Source organism: Shinella sp. BE166 (assembly GCF_051201095.1).
GTDB lineage: Bacteria > Pseudomonadota > Alphaproteobacteria > Rhizobiales > Rhizobiaceae > Shinella > Shinella lacus.
Genome location: NZ_JBPEHL010000009.1, coordinates 211,506 through 230,367, shown reverse-complemented (window position 1 = coordinate 230,367; position 18,862 = coordinate 211,506). Strand labels below are relative to the sequence as shown.

Genomic DNA, 18,862 nt, shown 5'->3' with positions numbered 1-18,862 from the left:
CTTGTGGCCGCTTAGCGGCCCAAAAACTTACTGGGCAGCCAGTTCCATCACCGCGACCTGCGTGGCGTCCGCGCGGTCGAGGATGCCGGTGACGCGGCCCTCGTGCATGACCATCACGCGGTCGCTCATGCCGAGAACTTCCGGCATTTCCGACGAGATCATGATGACGGCGACGCCGTCGCGGGCGAGCTCGGTGACGAAGCGGTGGATCTCCGCCTTGGCGCCGACATCGATGCCGCGGGTCGGCTCGTCGAGGATCAGGATGCGCGGATGGGTGAGCAGCCAGCGGCCGATCAGCACCTTCTGCTGGTTGCCGCCCGACAGGTTCTCGATGCGCTCCGACAGGTTCGGCGTCTTGACGCGCAGCTTCTTGCTCATCTCCTCGCAGACCTTGGTCAGCGCGCCCTCGGAAACGAAGCCGTTCTTCACGAACTTGTCCTGAAGCACGGCAATCTGCATGTTTTCCAGCACGTCGAGGATCAGCAGACAGCCGGTCTCCTTGCGGTCTTCCGTGAGGAAGGCCATGCGGTTGCGGATCGCGGTGTTCGGGCTGTCGATGGTGACCTTTTTGCCGTTGATCTCGATCGTGCCGGACGTGGCCGGCGTCACGCCGAAGATCGTCTCGGCGACATTCGAGCGGCCGGAGCCGACGAGGCCGGCAAGACCCAGGATTTCGCCTGCGCGCACATCGAAGGACACGTCGTGGAAGACGCCCTTGAGGGAGAGATTCTTGACCGACAGCACGACGTCGCCGATCGGCACTTCTTCCTTGGGGAACATCTGGGTGATCTCGCGGCCGACCATCATGCGGATGATGTCGTCGCGCGTCACGTCGGTGGAGGCGTGCGTGCCGATATATTTGCCGTCGCGAAACACCGAGAATTCGTCGGCGATCTCAAACAGCTCGTTCATCTTGTGGGTAATGTAGACGATGCCGATGCCCTGCGAGCGCAGGTCGCGGATGATGGTGAAGAGGTGCTCCACCTCGCGCTCGGTCAGCGCCGAGGTCGGCTCGTCCATGATCAGCACGTCGGATTCGTAGGAGACGGCCTTGGCGATCTCGACCATCTGGCGGTTGGCCACCGAGAGGTCGCGCACCTGCACTTCCGGGTCCATGACGATGTTGAGGCGCTTGAAGAGTTCGGCCGTCTTGCGGTGCATCTCGCCGTGATCGACGAAGCCGAAGCGGTTCTTCGGCTCGCGGCGGATCCAGATGTTTTCCGCGACCGTCATGAAGGGCATCAGGTTCAGTTCCTGATGGATCATGGCGATGCCGTTCTCCAGCGCATCGAGCGGCGAGCCGAGCCGGATCTTCTGGCCCTTCAGCAGCACCTCGCCCTGGTCGGGCGTGTAGATGCCGGCGAGGATCTTCATCAGCGTGGATTTGCCCGCGCCGTTTTCGCCCATCAGGGCATGCACGGTGCCGCGCTTCAGCTTGAACTGGACGTCGTCGAGTGCCACGACGCCGGGGAATTCCTTGCGGACACCTTCCGCGGACAAGAGATATTCGGCATTCGGAATGGCGCCGCTGGCACGAACCGCGGCCATGGTGGTCGGACTGACCATCGTCCCCTCCCTTGCAACCTGAAACGGGTCGGACGCGCGCACGCCTGCGTGCGCGCGTCCATAACAGTCTAGCCGTTCTTGCCTGACCGGCGAGAGCCGATCAGTTCTTCGACTGGAAGTCGGCGATGTTGGCCGGGGTCACGAGCTGGAAGGGGATGTAGACCTTCGTCTCGACCTTTTCGCCCCTGGCGAGCTTCAGCGCGGCATCGACCGAGCCCTTGCCCTGGCCGGCGGCATCCTGGAACACCGTCACGTCGAGATCGCCCGCAGCCATGGCGGCGAGTGCGTCCTGCGTGGCATCGACACCGGCAACGACGACGCTGTCCATCGAACGGCCGGCGGCCTTCAGCGCCTGGATGGCGCCGATCGCCATTTCATCATTGTTGGAGATGACGGCGTCGAATTCCAGCCCGGCGGAGAGCCAGTTGGTCATGAGGTCGGAGCCCTGGGTACGCGACCAGTTGGCGGTCTGCTCCTCGACGATTTCGAGGCCCTTGCACTCGTCGGTCGCAATCACGTCCTTGACATCCTGCGTGCGCATGCGGGCGGCCTGGTTGGACAGCTCGCCCATCATGACGACGACCTTGCCCTTGCCGTTGAGGAGCCGGCAGACTTCCTTGGTTTCCAGCGTGCCGGATTCCATTTCGTTGGACGCGACGAAGGCCTGCTTTTCCGGCAGTTCGTTGACGTTGACCGGCTCGCGGTTGACATAGACGAGCGCGATGCCGGCGTCGGCCGCAGCCTTCGACATGGCGGCGGTGGCGTCGGTATCGACCGGGTTCACGATGATGGCGCTGACGCCGGAAGCGATGAAGTTCTGGATCTGGCTCTGCTGCTTGGCGACGTCGTTCTGTGCGTCCTCGATCTGCAGTTCGACGCCATCGAGCGTCTTGGCATAGTCGGACATGCCGTTGCGCAGGACGGTCAGGAAGTTGTCGTCGAACTGCGCCATCGTCACGCCGATCGTCTCGGCATGGGCGGCGGTGGACATCATGACGGCGAGTGCCGAGCCAAGAATGAATTTTTTCATGTCGTTCTCCTCCTCAACGTGGTGTCCGGTCGCACCACAGACTGATCCGGATGGCGCGCCCTTGCGGGTGGCCGACCCTTGCTCCTCCCGGGAGGCAGGGGTCAAAACAGAATAAACAAACCGCGAATTCCGCCTTACGGAATGTTTATTCCATTTTCTGCGGAGAACGTCAAGCCTGTTCCATTTTTTCCGATGCGCGATTCATTCCGCTTGGGGAAAAGTGCCGGCGGAGCGCCCGCCGGCACCTGGTTTTCAGATGTTTTCGCGGAGGAACGCGACGCTCTCGGCGACCGCTGCCTGCGGGTCTCCAACGTCGTGCACGGCCGGCGAGAAGGGCTCGAAGGAGAGCGGGCCGCTATAGCCGGCAGCAAGCAAGGCCTTGATCTCGCTGATATTTCCAAGCCGATCCGCCGGGCCGATGAGAACGCGGTGGCCATCACGCATGTCGGAAACGGAAACGGCGGGGTCCTCGACGCCGGAAATGTGCACGAGGCCGGTGAGGTCGGCGAAGAGGTCGGGCTCGCCGGCGAGATGATGATGGAACGTGTCGTGCACCAGACGGAATGTCTGTTCCCCGCCGACGGCCTTGATCGCCTCCACGGCCTCGCGCTTGGAGCGCAGCGAGCAGATCTCGAAGCCCAGCGGCTCGACGAGGCCGATGATGCCGGTGGCATCCAGCAGGGGTTTCAGCGCTGTCAGCGCCTCACGGAGGTTCGCCTGCCGCTCGCCATCGGCCTGGCCGGTGCCGTCGTTCTTCGGCACGAGCACGAGCGCGCGGGCGCCGCAGGCACTCGCATAGTCGATGAGCTCCTTCGCCTCGGCGGCGCGGGTCGGGCTCCATTCGTTGAAGCGCTGGAGGGCGTTGATCGAGATGATGGTGACGCCGTGGCGCGCGGCGAGCGCCTTCACCTCGTCCGGCGTCGTGCCGTCGAGGATGGCGTTGCCGTCAAGGTCGTTGCGGATTTCGACGGCCGTCATGCCGAGCGAGACGGCAAGGGCGAAGAAGGCGTCGAGCGTCAGGGCGGGCGCCGTCATGTGGTTGAGGGCGAAAGTCAGGGCGGGCATGGAATGGGTCCTCCGGTCTTCGAGGCGGCGACAGGGCGGCCTCGCATGCACGCATGAGGATCGGGAAGGGTTTTGCGGGCGTCAAAGCCGAAGGTCGCCGATGCGCCCTCATTGCTGAAAGATTAGCGGCGGGCGTGAGAGAAAACCATCATTTCTGCTTCAGATATTTTCCGGCGTGAAGATGTCGAACGGCAGGAAGGTTTGGCCGGGAACCGCGTTTCCACCCTTTTCGATGGCGGTGATCATCAGCGTGACGAGTTCGCGGCAGAGGGCCGCGAGCGGCGTGTGGATGGCCATGGTGACGACGTCGTCGGCGAGGCCCGCCTTCGATTCCGGAGTCAACTCGTTGACGATCAACTGCACCTTTCCCGCATAACCCTCTTCCCGCACAGCGGAAATCGCCCCCTCCATGCCGCCGCCGGCGACATAGAGGCCGACCAGATCGGGATGCTGCGCCAGCAGGTTGGCGGTCGCCTCGTGGGTGATTTCGCTGGTGTCGAGGTTGACCAGCGTGTCGAGCACTTCGAAGCCTTCGCCCTTTTCGCGGAAGAAGGAGCGGAAGCCGATCTCGCGCAGTTCATGGCCGTGGAAGCGGTGGCTGCCGACGAAGATCGCCACCTTGCCGGGACGTTTGGCGCCCTTGGCGATCATCCAGGCCGCCGTGCGCCCGACCTTCATATTGTTGAGACCGATATAGCCCTGGCGCACGTCCATGGCGAAGTCGGAGAGCAGGCAGAACAGCGGAATGCCCCGGCTTTTCAGGTCTTCCACCATGGTCGTCGTCGCCGGGTAATCCGGTGCCACGACGGCGAGCGCCTGGTTGCGGGTCGAGAGCTGGCGCAGCATTTCGGCCATCGCGGCGGGCGTCTGCGTGGGGATGAAATCGATCTGCGGCACGATGCGCGCGGTGGTGCAGGCATTGCACGCGATTTCGATCTCGCGGGCAAAGTTCTGATAAAAAGCCTGGTTGGGGCGCTGGAAGCTGAAGCCCAGCCGATATTGCGGCAGGTCCTCGAAGACGCGCTGCCGGATGAGGCCGAGCGCGTGATAGCCGATCGCGTTGGCGGCATCATAGACCCGGCGCGCCGTTTCCTCGCGCACCTTGTGGCGGCCGTTCAGGACGCGGTCGACGGTCGCGACGCTGACGCCGGCCGCGTTGGCGAGATCCGTGATGGTGGGCCGCGATGCCATTTTCCCCTCCCTGAAATCTTTCCATCACAACTGAATGATGGTCAATGATAGGATTTGATGCATTCTATCATGGCAGGATTGAGAGATGCAAGCATCGGTATTATCGTTTGCCCATCAGATGGAGGAGACGGGCGATGAAGCCGACGAAGCGGGACTACAGCCTTCTTGGCCGCGATGCAGCGGCCGCCGTGGCGAACGGCCTTGCCGCGGCCGAGTGGTATCACACCGATATCCCGCGCAAGGAGATGAAGGGGCTGATGCAGCGCAGCGATGGGCCGGCGATCCGCGACACCGCCATCTGGCTCGGTACGATGCTGGTCACCGGCGCTCTCGGCATCTGGTTCTGGGGAAGCTGGTGGGCTCTGCCGTTCTTCCTGGTCTATGGCGTGCTCTACGGTTCGGCATCGGATTCCCGCTGGCACGAATGCGGCCACGGCACGGCCTTCAAGACGATGTGGATGAACGACGCCGTCTACCAGATCGCCTGCTTCATGATCATGCGCAATCCGGTGACCTGGCGCTGGAGCCATACCCGCCACCATACGGACACGGTCATCGTCGGCCGCGATCCCGAAATCGCCGTCATGCGTCCGCCGGATCTTGTGCGCCTCGTGCTCAATTTCTTCGGCCTGCTCGATGCCTGGCATGCTGCCGTCGACATGGTGCGCAACGCTTCCGGCGTGATGAGTGCGGCGGAAAAAACCTTCATCCCCGAATCGGAGCAGCCGAAGGCGATCCGCATCGCCCGCATCTGGCTGGCGATCTATCTCGCGACCATCGCCCTCTGTTTCGCCACCGGCTCGATCCTGCCGGCCATGCTGATCGGCCTGCCGCGGCTTTACGGCGCCTGGCATCATGTGCTGACCGGCCTGCTCCAGCACGGCGGCCTCGCCGACAATGTCACCGACCATCGGCTGAACAGCCGCACGGTCTACATGAACCCGTTCAGCCGCTTCATCTACTGGAACATGAACTACCATGTGGAGCACCACATGTTCCCGATGGTGCCCTATCACGCGCTGCCGCGGCTGCACGCCATGATCAAGCACGACCTGCCGGCGCCGAACCCGTCCATGTGGCACGGCTACCGGGAAATGCTACCGGCCTTCCTGCGGCAACTGCGCAATGAGGACTACTTCCTGAAACGCGCGCTGCCGGCCACGGCACGACCCTACAAGGAAGAGCTCCACGCAGAACCGGCCGTCGCGGCCGCCGAATAACATCCCAGTCTTTGGAGGAGACGACAATGAGCGACACCTGGATCGAGGTCTGCGGCGCGGACGAGATCGACGAGGAGGATGTCATCCGCTTCGATCATGCGGGCCGCACCTTCGCGGTCTATCGCAGCCCGGAGGACACCTATCACGCCACCGACGGGCTCTGCACCCACGAGAAAATCCATCTCGCCGATGGCCTCGTGATGGATCACGTCATCGAATGTCCCAAGCACAATGGTCGCTTCAACTACAAGACCGGCGAGGCAAAGGGCGCGCCCGTCTGCGTCGACCTAAAGACCTATCCGGTCAAGGTCGAAGGCGGCACCGTCTTCATCGGGCTCTGAGGAAACAGTCCATGGCAAACTTCGTCATCGTCGGCGCCGGCGAATGCGGCGCGCGTGCAGCCTTCGCCCTGCGCGACAAGGGTTTCGACGGCACGATCACGCTTATCGGCAGCGAGGCGCATCTGCCCTACGAGCGCCCACCGCTCTCCAAGGAGGCGCTCGTCACCAGTGCCGGCCCGAAGCTCGTGGCGGATGCGGAGCGCTATGAGAAGGCGCGCATCGACGTGCTCACCGGCCGGACGGTGTCCGAAATTGACCGCGCCGGCAAGCGCATCGTGCTCGGCGATGGCAGCGCACTTGCCTACGATAAGCTGCTGCTCACGACCGGTGCCCGGCCACGCGCCCTGCCGGGCGCGCCCTATGGCGGCGGGCGTATCGTCGCGTTACGCAGCCATGAGGATGCCGCGGCCATTCGTGCGCATCTGGTCGATGGCAGCCATATCGCCGTCCTCGGCGGTGGCTTTATCGGCCTGGAACTGGCGGCGAGCGCCCGCAAGCTTGGGGCGACGGTGACGCTGGTCGAGGGGCTGCCCCGCGTGCTGACCCGCGGCGTGCCGGCCGAGATCGCCGCGATCGTGGCGGAGCGCCATGCGGTCGAGGGCGTCGAGATCCTTTGTGGTGCCAAGATTGCGGGTGTTGAGGACTTGCCGGGCGAGGTTTGCATCACACTTGAGGACGGCCGTGTCGTTTCGGCAAATCTTCTGGTCGTCGGCATCGGCGCGTTGCCGAATACGGAGCTCGCCGAAGCGGCCGGCCTTGCGACGGACAACGGCATCGCCGTCGATGGAAGGCTGCGCACCGCCGATCCGGATATTTTTGCGGCCGGCGACTGCACGTCCTATCCGCTGCCCCTCTATGGTGAGCGCCGCATCCGGCTCGAATCCTGGCGCAATGCGCAGGAGCAGGGCCAGCTTGCCGCGGCCAACATGCTCGGCGGATCGGAAACGCATTCCGCCGTGCCGTGGTTCTGGTCGGATCAATACGACATGACCTTGCAGATCGCAGGCCTTGCCGATGGCGCGGTCACGACGGTCCGGCGCGACATGGGCGAGGGGGCTTTCATCCTCTTCCACCTCGATGCCGAGGGCCGGCTGATCGCCGCAAGCGGCATCGGGCCGGGCAATGCGGTGGCGCGCGATATCCGCCTTGCGGAAATGCTGATCGCCGCGCGCATCCATCCCGATCCGGCCGAGCTTGCCGCGCCGGAAACCAAACTCAAGAAACTGCTTGCCGCCTGAACCCGGGAGATCACCGTGAAGAACAAGAGACCGACTGTCGCCGACCTTCAGGCGATGAAGGGCAAGCGCCAGCTCACCATGCTGCGCGTCGTGACGCTGGAGGAAGCTGCCGCCGCCGAACAGGCGGGCATCGACCTCGTCTCCGTGCCGCCGGCACTGCTCGGACCCGCCTTTCGCGAGGCGGCACCCACGGTCTTCGCCTTTCCCGGCCTCGAATATGGCGACTTCGTCACCGCGGACGACTATCTGCGCGGCGCCTTCCAGGTGATGAAGGCGGGTGGCGATGCGGTCTATTGCGCGGCAGGGCTTTCCACCGTCCGGCGGCTGCGCGAGGAGGGCATCCCGGTCTGCGGCCATGTCGGGCTCATCCCTTCGAAGGCGACGTGGACGGGCGGCTTCAAGGCGGTCGGCAAGACGGCTGCGAGTGCGCTCGAAATCTGGCGGCAGGTGAAGGCGCTGGAAGAGGCGGGCGCCTTTGCCGCCGAGATCGAGGTGGTGTCGGGCGAGGTTGCGGCTGCGATCAGCGCGAAGACGTCGCTCCTCATGCTCTCGATGGGTGCGGGCACAGGCTGCGATGCGCAATATCTCTTTGCCGACGACGTGCTCGGCCAGAATCGCGGCCATTATCCGCGCCATGCCAAGGTCTATCGCAATTTCGCGGCCGAATATGACCGGCTTCAGCAGGAACGCATCGCCGCCTTCCGCGAATATGCGGAGGACGTGCGCTCCGGTGCCTATCCGGAGAAGAGCCATCTCGTCGGCATCGAGCCCTCGGAGCTTGCCGCCTTCCTCGATCGTCTCGATCCCTGAAAAGCCGGTTTCCCCGCGCGGAAAAACCGCCTATAGACGGGCGAAGGCGTGAGGAGACGTTCATGAAAATCATCGATACCGACCATCCGTTCTACCGTCCGCTCTGGCGGCGGCTGCTTCTGGTCGGGGTCTGTGCCGCATGGACGGGCGTGGAATATTATAACGGCGAGCAGACCTGGGGCACGATCTTCCTCGTCGTTACCGCCTATGCCTTCGCCAACCTCATCCTGTTCTTCAAGCCCTCCGATCCGGCCGCAAAGCCGCCGGAAGAGCAGCCGAAGAGCTAGCGCGACAACCCCAAACTCTTCTCGACATTGATCCGCCGGATCGTCTCGTCGATCAGCATGTTGGCGATTTTCATGCGCAGGGTCGCGTTGCCGCGCAGGTCGGGCGGCACGCCGTCCGGATGGTTTTCGCGGGCAAAACTGCGGCGGCGGGCGAGCAGGTCGTCCACGCTTTCCTTGCCGTGCAAAGCGAGGTCTTCCGCCACCTCTTCCGGCGTGATGCGCAGGAGATGCGGCGGCGGCTCGGGCGGTGATGGCTCCGGCTCCGGTTGCACGGGAGCAGGCTCTTCGTAGAGATCGAGATAGGCGGCGGCGGCCTGCGAGCCGGAGACGAAGGTTCCGCCCATGCCCAATCCCGTAAAGCCGGAAGTGAGGCCGCGGATCTCGCCCGGGCCTTCTTCCTCGCGCACCTCATCCTCGGCTGCCTGACGCGCCTCGGCCTTCAGCCTTTCCAGCACGGATTCGAAAACGGTCAGGCCGAACATCAAAAGTCTCCTCAGTCCGGCGAAAGCATCCGGCTGCGTTGCAGGATCAGATCATAGAGCAGTTTGGCGCTCGGCGGCAGCGCCCTGCCTTTGACGGAAATGAGGCTGTACGGCTTGATGTCAATCTCGAAATCGGTGTTGAGGATGCGCACGTCGCCCGCCTGCGCGCCGACATCGGCGATGAAGACCGCCATGTCGCGCGCGACGGGGGCAATCGCATTCGAGCCGCAGACGATGGCCGTGGTGAGCAGGATCGACGAGGTGTTGACCACGGTGGAGGGCAGCGCCACGCCCGCCGCGATGAACAGTTCCTCGATGCGCCGGCGCAGAAGGGTGCCGGCCGGCTGGAACACCCAGTCGTAATGCGGCAGGTCGGCGAGGCCGACGACGGGTTTTTCCAGCAGGGGATGGCCCTTGCGCACGATGAGACAGGCCTTTTCGATGCCGATCTCGGTGACGTTGAAGAGGCGCGGATTGAGATCGTCCGGCACGCGGGCGATGATGAAATCCTGCCTTGCTGCCAGCAACTCCCGGGCGAGCACGTTGCTCGTCTCGACGCGCACATTCACCTCGATGCCGGGATAGGCCGCACTCACCTGCTGGATCGCCGGCACGGCAAGGCTGATCGCCGGCGCCGTCACCGAACCGAGGAAGACCGAGCCGCCGGTGCCGGATTTCAGCGCGGAAAGCTCGCGGTCCACCTCGCGCAGTTCGAGCAGAATGGTGCGTGCCCGGCGCGCGAAGGCGCGGCCGAAGGCCGTGAGCGCCACGCCGCGCGAGACGCGCTCGCACAACTGGGCCTTGAGGATCGTCTCCATTTCCGTCAGCATGCGCGAGGCCGCGGGTTGCGAAATATTCAGCGCATCGGCTGCGGCGCTCACCTGCTTGTGCTCCTCGATCGCGACGATCATGCGCAGATGGCTGAGCTTCAGGCCGCTGCGCAGCAGGCCGACGCCCTGCAGGTTGTCGGCGCTGTCATCGGAAAAGAGGCGTTCGTCGATATCGTCCTCCAAACGCATGGTTACTCCAATCCATAAAATAGTATATTTGCCCCATAATATATCAGTTCTGATATCGATTTAGAAGCTTATTGCATTTGACAGTTATGGCAATTCGTACGACCTTGCGCCAATGTGCGCTGGGGTCCTTGGGAGTGGGGACCGGCGGGTCTTGCGCCCGGCCAGTCTGGACCGTCGTCTGAATGCGACCCCGTCGCGCACAGAACAATGCCTGGCCGCAATATCGGCCAGTGCGCACAAGGGAGAGACCTTTCAATGAAAATGATCACTTCGCTTCTCGCCGCCGCCGCCATCAGCGTCGCGTCGTTCGTGGCGCCGTCCTTCGCCCAGGACAAGGGCATGGTCGGCATTTCCATGCCCACCAAGACCTCGACCCGCTGGATTTCCGACGGCGAGACGATGGAAAAGCTCTTCAAGGAAGCCGGCTACACGCCGGACCTGCAGTTTGCTGACGACGATATCCCGAACCAGCTCGCCCAGATCGAAAACATGGTCACCAAGGGTGCCAAGGTTCTCGTCATCGGCGCCATCGACGGCACGACGCTCTCCGACATTCTCCAGAAGTCGGCCGATGCCGGCGTGAAGGTCATCGCCTATGACCGCCTGATCCGCGATTCGGGCAATGTCGACTACTACGCCACCTTCGACAACTTCCAGGTCGGCGTTCTCCAGGCCACCAGCCTCGTCGACGGCCTCAAGGCGAAATTCCCGGACACCAAGCCGTGGAACGTCGAGCTCTTCGGCGGTTCGCCGGACGACAACAACGCCTTCTTCTTCTATGACGGCGCAATGTCGGTCATCCAGCCGCTGATCGACAGCGGCGACATCGTCATCAAGTCCGGCCAGACCGGCATGGAAACCGTCGGCACGCTGCGTTGGGACGGTGCCGTGGCCCAGGCCCGCATGGAAAACCTGCTGTCCTCGACCTACACCGATGGCCGCGTCGATGGCGTTCTGTCGCCCTATGACGGTCTTTCGATCGGTATCCTGTCGGCCCTGAAGGGCGTCGGCTACGGCTCGGGCGACCAGCCGATGGCGATCGTCACCGGCCAGGACGCCGAACTGCCGTCCGTCAAGTCGATCCTCGCCGACGAACAGTATTCGACGGTCTTCAAGGACACGCGCGAACTGGCCAAGGTCACCGTCAGCATGGTCAACGCGATCCTCGAAGGCAAGGAGCCGGAAGTGAACGACACCAAGACCTATGACAATGGCGTCAAGGTCGTTCCGTCCTACCTGCTGAAGCCGGTTGCCGTCGACAAGTCCAATGCCGAGAAGATCCTCGTCACGGACTCGGCCTACTACACGGCCGACCAGCTGAAGAACTGATCGTTCTCCATTCTCCGGGGTTCGCGCCAGCGTGCGCGAACCCTCTTTTCTCCGGATCGCAGAGCGAATAGGCTCGGTTTACCGCCGCATGGTGGAGGACCGGCTGCTGGAAACTGATAAATGAGCAAGACCCTTCTCGAAATGCGTGGCATCACGAAGACGTTTCCGGGCGTAAAGGCGCTCGACAACGTCAACCTGAAAGTCCGCGAAGGCGAGATTCACGCCCTTGTCGGCGAAAACGGCGCCGGCAAATCCACCCTCATGAAAGTGTTGAGCGGCGTCTATCCGGCCGGCTCCTATGAGGGCGAAATCCATTTCGACGGCGAAGTCCGCCGTTTCTCCACGATCTCCGACAGCGAGCATCTGGGCATCATCATCATCCACCAGGAGCTGGCGCTGGTGCCGCTCCTGTCGATCGCCGAAAACATCTTCCTCGGCAACGAGGTGGCGACCAACGGCATCATCGACTGGAAGCTCGCTTTCCGCCGCACGCAGGAACTGTTGAACAAGGTCGGCCTCAGGGAGCCGCCGGGCACGCTGATCACCGATATCGGCGTCGGCAAGCAGCAGCTCGTCGAGATCGCCAAGGCGCTCTCCAAGAAGGTGCGCCTGCTCATCCTCGACGAGCCGACCGCCTCGCTCAACGAGAAGGATTCCGATGCGCTGCTGAAGCTGCTCGTGGAGTTCCGCGCGCAGGGCATGACGTCCATCATCATCTCGCACAAGCTGAACGAGATCAAAAAGGTCGCCGACCAGATCACCATCCTGCGCGACGGTGGCACGGTGGAGACGCTCGACTGTCATCACGAGGATATTTCCGAAGACCGCATCATCAAGGGTATGGTCGGCCGCGAGATGGAAGACCGTTATCCGGCGCGCGAGCCGAAGATCGGCGAGACGCTGCTGGAAGTGAAGAACTGGAACGTCTTCCACCAGCACCACCGCGACCGCCAGTTCCTGCACAATATCAGCTTCAACGTGCGCGCCGGCGAGGTGGTCGGCATTGCCGGGCTGATGGGGGCAGGGCGCACCGAGACGGCGATGAGCATCTTCGGCAAGTCCTGGGGCCACAAGATCACCGGCGAGGTCGCGATGCGCGGCAAGCCGGTCGATGTCAGCACGATCCCCAAGGCGATCGATGCGGGTCTTGCCTATGTGACGGAAGACCGCAAGCATCTCGGTCTCGTGCTGATCGACAACATCATGCACAACACGACGCTCGCCAACCTCAAGGGCGTCTCCAAGGCGGCGGTGATCGACAATCACCAAGAGACCAAAGTCGCCTCCGGCTACCGCTCGCGGCTGCGCATCCGGTCCCACTCGATCTATCAGGAAGCGGTCAATCTTTCGGGCGGCAACCAGCAGAAGGTGGTGCTGTCGAAGTGGCTGTTCACCGATCCGCAGGTGCTGATCCTCGACGAGCCGACGCGCGGCATCGATGTCGGCGCGAAGTTCGAAATCTATACAATCATCAACCAGCTTGCCGCCGAGGGCAAGGGCATCCTCATGATCTCGTCGGAGATGCCGGAACTGCTCGGGACCTGCGATCGCATCTATGTCATGAACGAAGGACGCATCGTGGCCGAGCTCTCCAAGGCGGAAGCAAGCCAGGAATCCATCATGCGCGCCATCATGCGCTCCGGGGAGAAACACTGATGTCCACCGACACCGCGACAAAGACGACCCAGCCTTCGGTGGGGGAATACCTCAAGAAGAACATCCGCGAATATGGCCTCCTGGTCGCGCTCGTCGTGATCATGATCTTCTTCCAGGTCATCACCAACGGCGTGCTCTTCCGCCCGGTCAACATCACCAACCTGGTGCTGCAGAACTCGTTCATCGTCATCATGGCGCTCGGCATGCTGCTGATCATCGTGGCGGGGCATATCGACCTGTCGGTCGGCTCCATCGTCGCCTTCATCGGGGCGATATCGGCGATCATGCTGGTAAAATGGGGCGTGCCGGCGATCATCGTCGTGCCGGCCTGCATTCTCGTCGGCGCTCTCATGGGCGCGGCACAGGGCTATTGGGTCGCCTACCAGAAGATCCCGTCCTTCATCGTCACGCTCGCCGGCATGCTGGTCTTCCGCGGCATGACCTATGTCGTGCTCGGCGGCCGCCCGGTCGGCCCGTTCCCCAAGGATTTCCAGATCCTCTCCACCGGTTTCGTGCCGGACTTCCTGTCGATCACCGATCCCGCAACCAGCCTCATCAAGAACTATTTCGCGCTCGTCGTGGTCATCCTGCTCGTCGGCTACGCCATCTATGCGGGCCTTCGCGAGCGCAGCCAGAACGCGCTGCATGAGACCGAGAACGAGCCCTTCGCCTTCTTCGCCGGGCAGATGGTGATCATCAGCGCGGTCGCGATCTTCCTCGGCTTCCAGCTTTCCACCTATCGCGGCCTGCCGAACGTGCTCGTCATCATGGGCCTGCTCATCGTGCTCTACACGTTCGTCACGACCCGCACGACGATCGGCCGGCGCATCTATGCGATGGGCGGCAACGAGAAGGCGGCGAAGCTTTCCGGCATCAACACCGAGCGGCTGACCTTCTACACCTTCGTCAACATGGGCGCGCTTGCGGCACTCGCCGGCATGATCATCGCCGCCCGTCTCAACTCCGCGACCCCCAAGGCCGGCGTCGGCTTCGAGCTCGACGTCATCGCGGCCTGCTTCATCGGCGGCGCGTCGGCATCCGGCGGCGTCGGCAAGATCACCGGCGCGGTCATCGGCGCCTTCATCATGGGCGTCATGAACAACGGCATGTCGATCATGGGCATCGGCATCGATTACCAGCAGCTCATCAAGGGCCTGGTGCTGCTCGCTGCCGTGTTCTTCGACGTCTACAACAAGAACAAGGGCTGACCGGAAACCGGCCAACCCTCCGCATTGCATGTGTATCTGACGAGCCGCCGAGGCGGCCAGTGTGGTGGCGTCCGTCCACCGCAGGTGCGGAGCCTTGGCCAGAGCCGGCTCCAGGAAGGAAATGGAAATGCTGATTTCGCAGGTCGGAAATGCCGACGGTTCGATCACGGTCGTCGTGCGGGAAGAGGGCGGCCAGGGCCGCGCGGTCAAGGGTGCGGCAAGCGTCTATGCGCTCGCCATGGAAGCGGCCAATAGCGGCCGGTCGCTGAAGGCCGTCATCGATGCCAAGGGGCTGGGTGACGAGGTCGATCTGGAAGAGGCCTATGCCGATGGCCGGCTGCTTTCGCCGATCACCCATCCGGATGCCGCACACCTGCACTTGACCGGCACGGGACTTACCCATCTCGGCTCCGCCGCGACGCGCGATTCCATGCACAAGAAGACGACGGAAGCCGCCGAAGAAACGCTGACGGATTCCATGAAGATGTTCCGCATGGGCCTCGAAAACGGCAAGCCGAAAGCCGGCGAGAAGGGCGTGCAGCCGGAATGGTTCTACAAGGGCAACGGCTCGCAGGCCGTCGCACCCGGTGCTGCGCTCACTTCGCCCTCCTTCGCGCTCGATGGCGGCGAGGAACCGGAAATGGCGGGCATCTACATCATCGCCGCCGATGGCTCGCCCTTCCGCATCGGCTTTGCCGTCTCGAACGAATTCTCCGACCATGTGACGGAGCGCATCAACTATCTCTACCTCGCCCATTCCAAGCTGCGGCAGGCGAGTTTCGGCCCGGAAATTCGCGTCGGCGCAGCGCCGGACGATATCCGCGGCTTCTCGCGCATCCTGCGTGGCGGCACGGTCTTGTGGGAAAAGCCGTTCGTCTCCGGCGAGGCGAACATGTCCCACACTTTCGCCAACCTCGAATATCACCACTTCAAATACGGCCTGTTCCGCGCCCCGGGTGACGTGCATGTCCACATGTTCGGCACGGCGACGCTGTCCTTCGGCGACGGCATCCGCACGCAAGAGGGCGACGTGTTCGAGATCGGCGCCGACGGTTTTGGCCTGCCGCTGCGCAATCCGCTGGCGATCGCCAGGGAAGATGAGATCGAAATCCGCCAATTGTAATCGATGCGACGGCCGCTCGGCCGCCATGACACACAGGAGGCTCGACAGCCCATGACCATCCACCAGAACCTGATTGCCGGCGAATGGGTCGGCTCGGACGCGATCCGCAACATCAACCCGTCGAACACCGACGACGTGGTGGGCGAATATGCCCGCGCCTCTGTTGAGGACACCAAGGCGGCGATCGCGGCGGCGAAGGCAGCGTTTCCAGCCTGGTCGCGTTCCGGCATCCTTGAGCGCCACGCCATCCTGCGCAAGACCGCCGACGAGATCCTCGCCCGCAAGGACGAACTCGGCCGGCTGCTGTCGCGCGAGGAGGGCAAGACGCTGGCCGAAGGCATTGGCGAGACGGTGCGCGCCGGCCAGATCTTCGACTTTTTCGCAGGCGAAGCCTTGCGCCTTGCCGGCGAGGTGCTGCCCTCGGTGCGTCCGAATATCGGCGTCGAGATCACCCGCGAGCCGGTGGGCGTCGTCGGCATCATCACGCCGTGGAATTTCCCGATCGCCATCCCGGCCTGGAAGATCGCGCCGGCGCTCTGCTACGGCAACACCGTCGTCTTCAAGCCGGCCGAACTGGTGCCGGGCTGCTCCTGGGCGATCGTCGATATCCTTGTGCGCGCCGGCCTGCCGAAGGGTGTCTTGAACCTCGTCATGGGCAAGGGTTCCGTCGTCGGCCAGACCATGCTCGACAGTCCGGACGTGCACGCCATTACCTTCACTGGCTCGACCGGCACGGGCAAGCGCGTCGCTTCCGCCTCCGTAGAGCATAACCGCAAATACCAGCTTGAAATGGGCGGCAAGAACCCGTTCGTCGTGCTCGACGATGCGGACCTCACCGTCGCCGTCGAAGCCGCCGTCAACTCGGCCTTCTTCTCGACCGGCCAGCGCTGCACGGCCTCCTCGCGCGTCATCGTCACCGAAGGTATCCACGACCGCTTCGTCGCCGCCGTCGGTGAGCGTCTGAAGAGCGTCGTCGTTGACGATGCGCTGAAGGCCGGGACGCATATCGGCCCGGTGGTCGACGAGAGCCAGTTGAAGCAAGACACCGACTATATCGAGATCGGCCAGAAGGAAGGCGCAAAGCTCGCCTTCGGCGGCGAACTGCTGAAGCGCGACACGCCCGGCTTCTATCTCGCGCCCGCCCTCTTCACCGAGGCGACGAATGACATGCGCATTTCGCGCGAAGAAATCTTCGGCCCCGTCGCTGCGGTCATCCGCGTGAAGGACTACGAGGAAGCATTGGCCGTCGCGAATGACACGCCGTTCGGCCTCTCCTCCGGCATCGCCACGACGAGCCTCAAGCATGCGACGCATTTCAAGCGCAATGCGGAGGCCGGCATGGTGATGGTCAACCTGCCGACGGCGGGCGTCGATTTCCATGTGCCGTTCGGCGGCCGCAAGGGCTCGTCGCACGGCTCGCGCGAGCAGGGCAAATACGCCAACGAATTCTACACAACCGTCAAGACCGCCTACACCCTGGCGTGAGGCAAAGGTCGCCCGGCTTTTCGGGGCAGGCCCTTCAAGGACTGAGAGACATGAAGAAGAAAGCGGAATGGCCGCGCAGGCTGAGATCGCAGGAATGGTACGGCGGCACCAGCCGTGACGTGATCTACCACCGCGGCTGGATGAAGAACCAGGGCTATCCGCACGACCTGTTCGACGGTCGCCCGGTGATCGGCATCCTCAACACCTGGTCGGACATGACGCCGTGCAACGGCCACCTGCGCGAGCTCGCCGAGAAGGTGAAGGCGGGCATCTGGGAGGCCGGCGGCTTCCCGATGGAGGTGCCGGTGTTCTCGGCCTCCGAAAACACCTTCCGCCCGACCGCGATGATGTACCGCAACCTCGCAGCACTCGCGATCGAGGAAACGATCCGCGGCCAGCCGATGGACGGTTGCGTGCTGATGGTCGGCTGCGACAAGACCACGCCGTCGCTGATCATGGCGGCAGCCTCTGTCGATCTGCCGTCGATCGTCGTCACCGGCGGTCCGATGCTGAACGGTTATTTCCGCGGCGAGCGCGTCGGCTCCGGCACGCATCTTTGGAAGTTCTCCGAAATGGTGAAGGCCGGGGAGATGACGCAGGAAGAGTTCCTGGAGGCGGAAGCCTCGATGAGCCGCTCGTCGGGAACCTGCAACACCATGGGCACGGCGTCCACCATGGCCTCCATGGCGGAAGCGCTCGGCATGGCTTTGTCAGGCAATGCCGCCATTCCGGGCGTCGATTCCCGCCGCAAGGTCATGGCGCAAATCACCGGCCGGCGTATCGTGCAGATGGTCAAGGACGACCTGAAGCCCTCCGACATCATGACGAAGCAGGCCTTCGAGAACGCCATCCGCACCAATGCGGCGATTGGCGGATCGACCAATGCCGTCATCCACCTGCTCGCCATGGCCGGCCGCGTCGGCATCGACCTGACGCTGGACGACTGGGATCGCTGTGGCCGCGACGTGCCGACCATCGTCAACCTGATGCCGTCGGGCAAATACCTCATGGAAGAGTTCTTCTATGCCGGCGGCCTGCCGGTCGTTCTCAAGCGCCTCGGCGAGGCCGGCCTCCTGCACAAGGATGCGATCACGGTCTCGGGTGAAACGGTCTGGGACGAGGTCAAGGATGTCGTCAACTGGAACGAGGACGTCATCCTTCCGGCCGAAAAGGCGCTGACGCAATCGGGCGGCATCGTCGTCGTGCGCGGAAATCTTGCGCCCAAAGGTGCCGTGCTGAAGCCGTCGGCCGCCTCGCCGCATCTTCTGACGCATCGGGGCAGGGCGGTCGTGTTCGAGGATATCGACGACTACAAGGCCAAGATCAACGACGACGCTCTCGACATCGACGAAACCTGCGTCATGGTCATGAAGAACTGTGGGCCGAAGGGTTATCCGGGCATGGCCGAGGTCGGCAATATGGGCCTTCCTCCGAAAGTGCTGAAGAAGGGCATCACCGACATGGTGCGCATCTCCGATGCGCGCATGTCGGGCACAGCCTACGGCACCGTCGTGCTGCACACCTCGCCGGAAGCCGCCGTCGGCGGGCCGCTTGCGGTGGTGAAGAACGGCGACATGATCGAGCTGGACGTGCCGAACCGCCGCCTGCACCTCGACATTTCCGAGGAGGAGCTGGCGCGCCGGCTTGCCGCCTGGACGCCGAACCATGACCTGCCCGCGTCGGGATATGCCTGGCTGCACCAGCAGCATGTCCAGGGGGCCGATACCGGCGCCGATCTCGACTTCCTGAAAGGGTGTCGCGGCAGCGCGGTCGGCAAGGACAGCCACTAAGCTTTTTCGGGCGCGCCTTTCA

General features: G+C 63.5%; 17 protein-coding genes. 11 read left to right on the top strand and 6 right to left on the bottom strand.

Annotated features, from left to right (window positions below; genetic code table 11):
* Positions 1–27: 27 nt before the first annotated feature.
* From J2Y63_RS22190 to J2Y63_RS22175, 4 genes are all read right to left on the bottom strand, one after another.
* A complete protein-coding gene (locus J2Y63_RS22190) occupies positions 28–1,566 on the bottom strand; it encodes a sugar ABC transporter ATP-binding protein (RefSeq protein ID WP_435267847.1) in 1,539 nt (512 codons plus the stop codon).
* A gap of 100 nt (positions 1,567–1,666) precedes the next feature.
* On the bottom strand, positions 1,667–2,596 hold the full coding sequence (locus J2Y63_RS22185; RefSeq protein WP_435267846.1) for a sugar ABC transporter substrate-binding protein: 930 nt from the start codon (positions 2,594–2,596) through the stop codon (positions 1,667–1,669).
* A 252-nt stretch (positions 2,597–2,848) separates the two neighbouring features.
* Complete coding sequence (locus J2Y63_RS22180; protein WP_435267845.1) at positions 2,849–3,661, bottom strand: TIM barrel protein; 813 nt, start codon at positions 3,659–3,661, stop codon at positions 2,849–2,851.
* 159 nt (positions 3,662–3,820) lie between these two features.
* A complete protein-coding gene (locus J2Y63_RS22175; protein ID WP_435267844.1) occupies positions 3,821–4,852 on the bottom strand; it encodes a LacI family DNA-binding transcriptional regulator in 1,032 nt (343 codons plus the stop codon).
* Positions 4,853–4,986: 134 nt separating this feature from the next.
* Between J2Y63_RS22175 and J2Y63_RS22170 the strand changes: the two genes are divergently transcribed.
* From J2Y63_RS22170 to J2Y63_RS22150, 5 genes are all read left to right on the top strand, one after another.
* The gene (locus J2Y63_RS22170; RefSeq protein ID WP_435267843.1) at positions 4,987–6,072 is read left to right on the top strand and encodes a fatty acid desaturase family protein; all 1,086 of its coding nucleotides are present in this window, start codon (positions 4,987–4,989) and stop codon (positions 6,070–6,072) included.
* A 26-nt stretch (positions 6,073–6,098) separates the two neighbouring features.
* Positions 6,099–6,413, top strand: coding sequence for a MocE family 2Fe-2S type ferredoxin (locus tag J2Y63_RS22165; protein ID WP_435267842.1), 315 nt, complete (start codon positions 6,099–6,101; stop codon positions 6,411–6,413).
* Between the two features lie 11 nt (positions 6,414–6,424).
* The gene (locus J2Y63_RS22160; protein ID WP_435267841.1) at positions 6,425–7,651 is read left to right on the top strand and encodes an NAD(P)/FAD-dependent oxidoreductase; all 1,227 of its coding nucleotides are present in this window, start codon (positions 6,425–6,427) and stop codon (positions 7,649–7,651) included.
* Between the two features lie 15 nt (positions 7,652–7,666).
* On the top strand, positions 7,667–8,461 hold the full coding sequence (locus tag J2Y63_RS22155) for a 3-methyl-2-oxobutanoate hydroxymethyltransferase (protein WP_435267840.1): 795 nt from the start codon (positions 7,667–7,669) through the stop codon (positions 8,459–8,461).
* A 62-nt stretch (positions 8,462–8,523) separates the two neighbouring features.
* Entirely contained in the window at positions 8,524–8,748 is a 225-nt protein-coding gene (locus tag J2Y63_RS22150; protein ID WP_256117672.1) for a hypothetical protein, read from the top strand.
* Here J2Y63_RS22150 and J2Y63_RS22145 read toward each other — a convergent pair.
* The gene (locus tag J2Y63_RS22145; protein WP_435267839.1) at positions 8,745–9,230 is read right to left on the bottom strand and encodes a hypothetical protein; all 486 of its coding nucleotides are present in this window, start codon (positions 9,228–9,230) and stop codon (positions 8,745–8,747) included. The two genes, J2Y63_RS22150 and J2Y63_RS22145, sit on opposite strands and share 4 nt — an antisense overlap.
* 11 nt (positions 9,231–9,241) lie before the next feature.
* Complete coding sequence (locus tag J2Y63_RS22140) at positions 9,242–10,249, bottom strand: LysR family transcriptional regulator (protein ID WP_435267838.1); 1,008 nt, start codon at positions 10,247–10,249, stop codon at positions 9,242–9,244.
* Positions 10,250–10,504: 255 nt separating this feature from the next.
* On the opposite strand from J2Y63_RS22140, the gene chvE reads away from it, so the two are divergent.
* The 6 genes from chvE to araD all read left to right on the top strand — a co-directional run bounded on the left by chvE (position 10,505) and on the right by araD (position 18,840).
* Positions 10,505–11,578 carry a multiple monosaccharide ABC transporter substrate-binding protein gene (gene chvE, locus J2Y63_RS22135; RefSeq protein ID WP_256117669.1) on the top strand — a complete coding sequence of 358 codons (1,074 nt, stop codon included), beginning with the start codon at positions 10,505–10,507 and terminating at the stop codon, positions 11,576–11,578.
* Between the two features lie 120 nt (positions 11,579–11,698).
* Complete coding sequence (gene mmsA / locus J2Y63_RS22130) at positions 11,699–13,234, top strand: multiple monosaccharide ABC transporter ATP-binding protein (protein WP_256117668.1); 1,536 nt, start codon at positions 11,699–11,701, stop codon at positions 13,232–13,234.
* Positions 13,234–14,442: a multiple monosaccharide ABC transporter permease gene (gene mmsB, locus J2Y63_RS22125; protein WP_435267837.1), complete on the top strand. Its 1,209-nt coding sequence runs from the start codon at positions 13,234–13,236 to the stop codon at positions 14,440–14,442. Before mmsA ends, mmsB begins: the two co-directional genes overlap by 1 nt.
* Positions 14,443–14,569: 127 nt before the next feature.
* A complete protein-coding gene (araD1, locus tag J2Y63_RS22120; protein WP_435267836.1) occupies positions 14,570–15,565 on the top strand; it encodes an AraD1 family protein in 996 nt (331 codons plus the stop codon).
* Between the two features lie 51 nt (positions 15,566–15,616).
* Positions 15,617–17,050 carry an aldehyde dehydrogenase family protein gene (locus J2Y63_RS22115; RefSeq protein WP_435267835.1) on the top strand — a complete coding sequence of 478 codons (1,434 nt, stop codon included), beginning with the start codon at positions 15,617–15,619 and terminating at the stop codon, positions 17,048–17,050.
* Between the two features lie 50 nt (positions 17,051–17,100).
* Positions 17,101–18,840 (top strand): L-arabinonate dehydratase, encoded by a 1,740-nt coding sequence (gene araD, locus J2Y63_RS22110; RefSeq protein WP_435267834.1) that lies wholly within the window; start codon positions 17,101–17,103, stop codon positions 18,838–18,840.
* Positions 18,841–18,862: the final 22 nt, after the last annotated feature.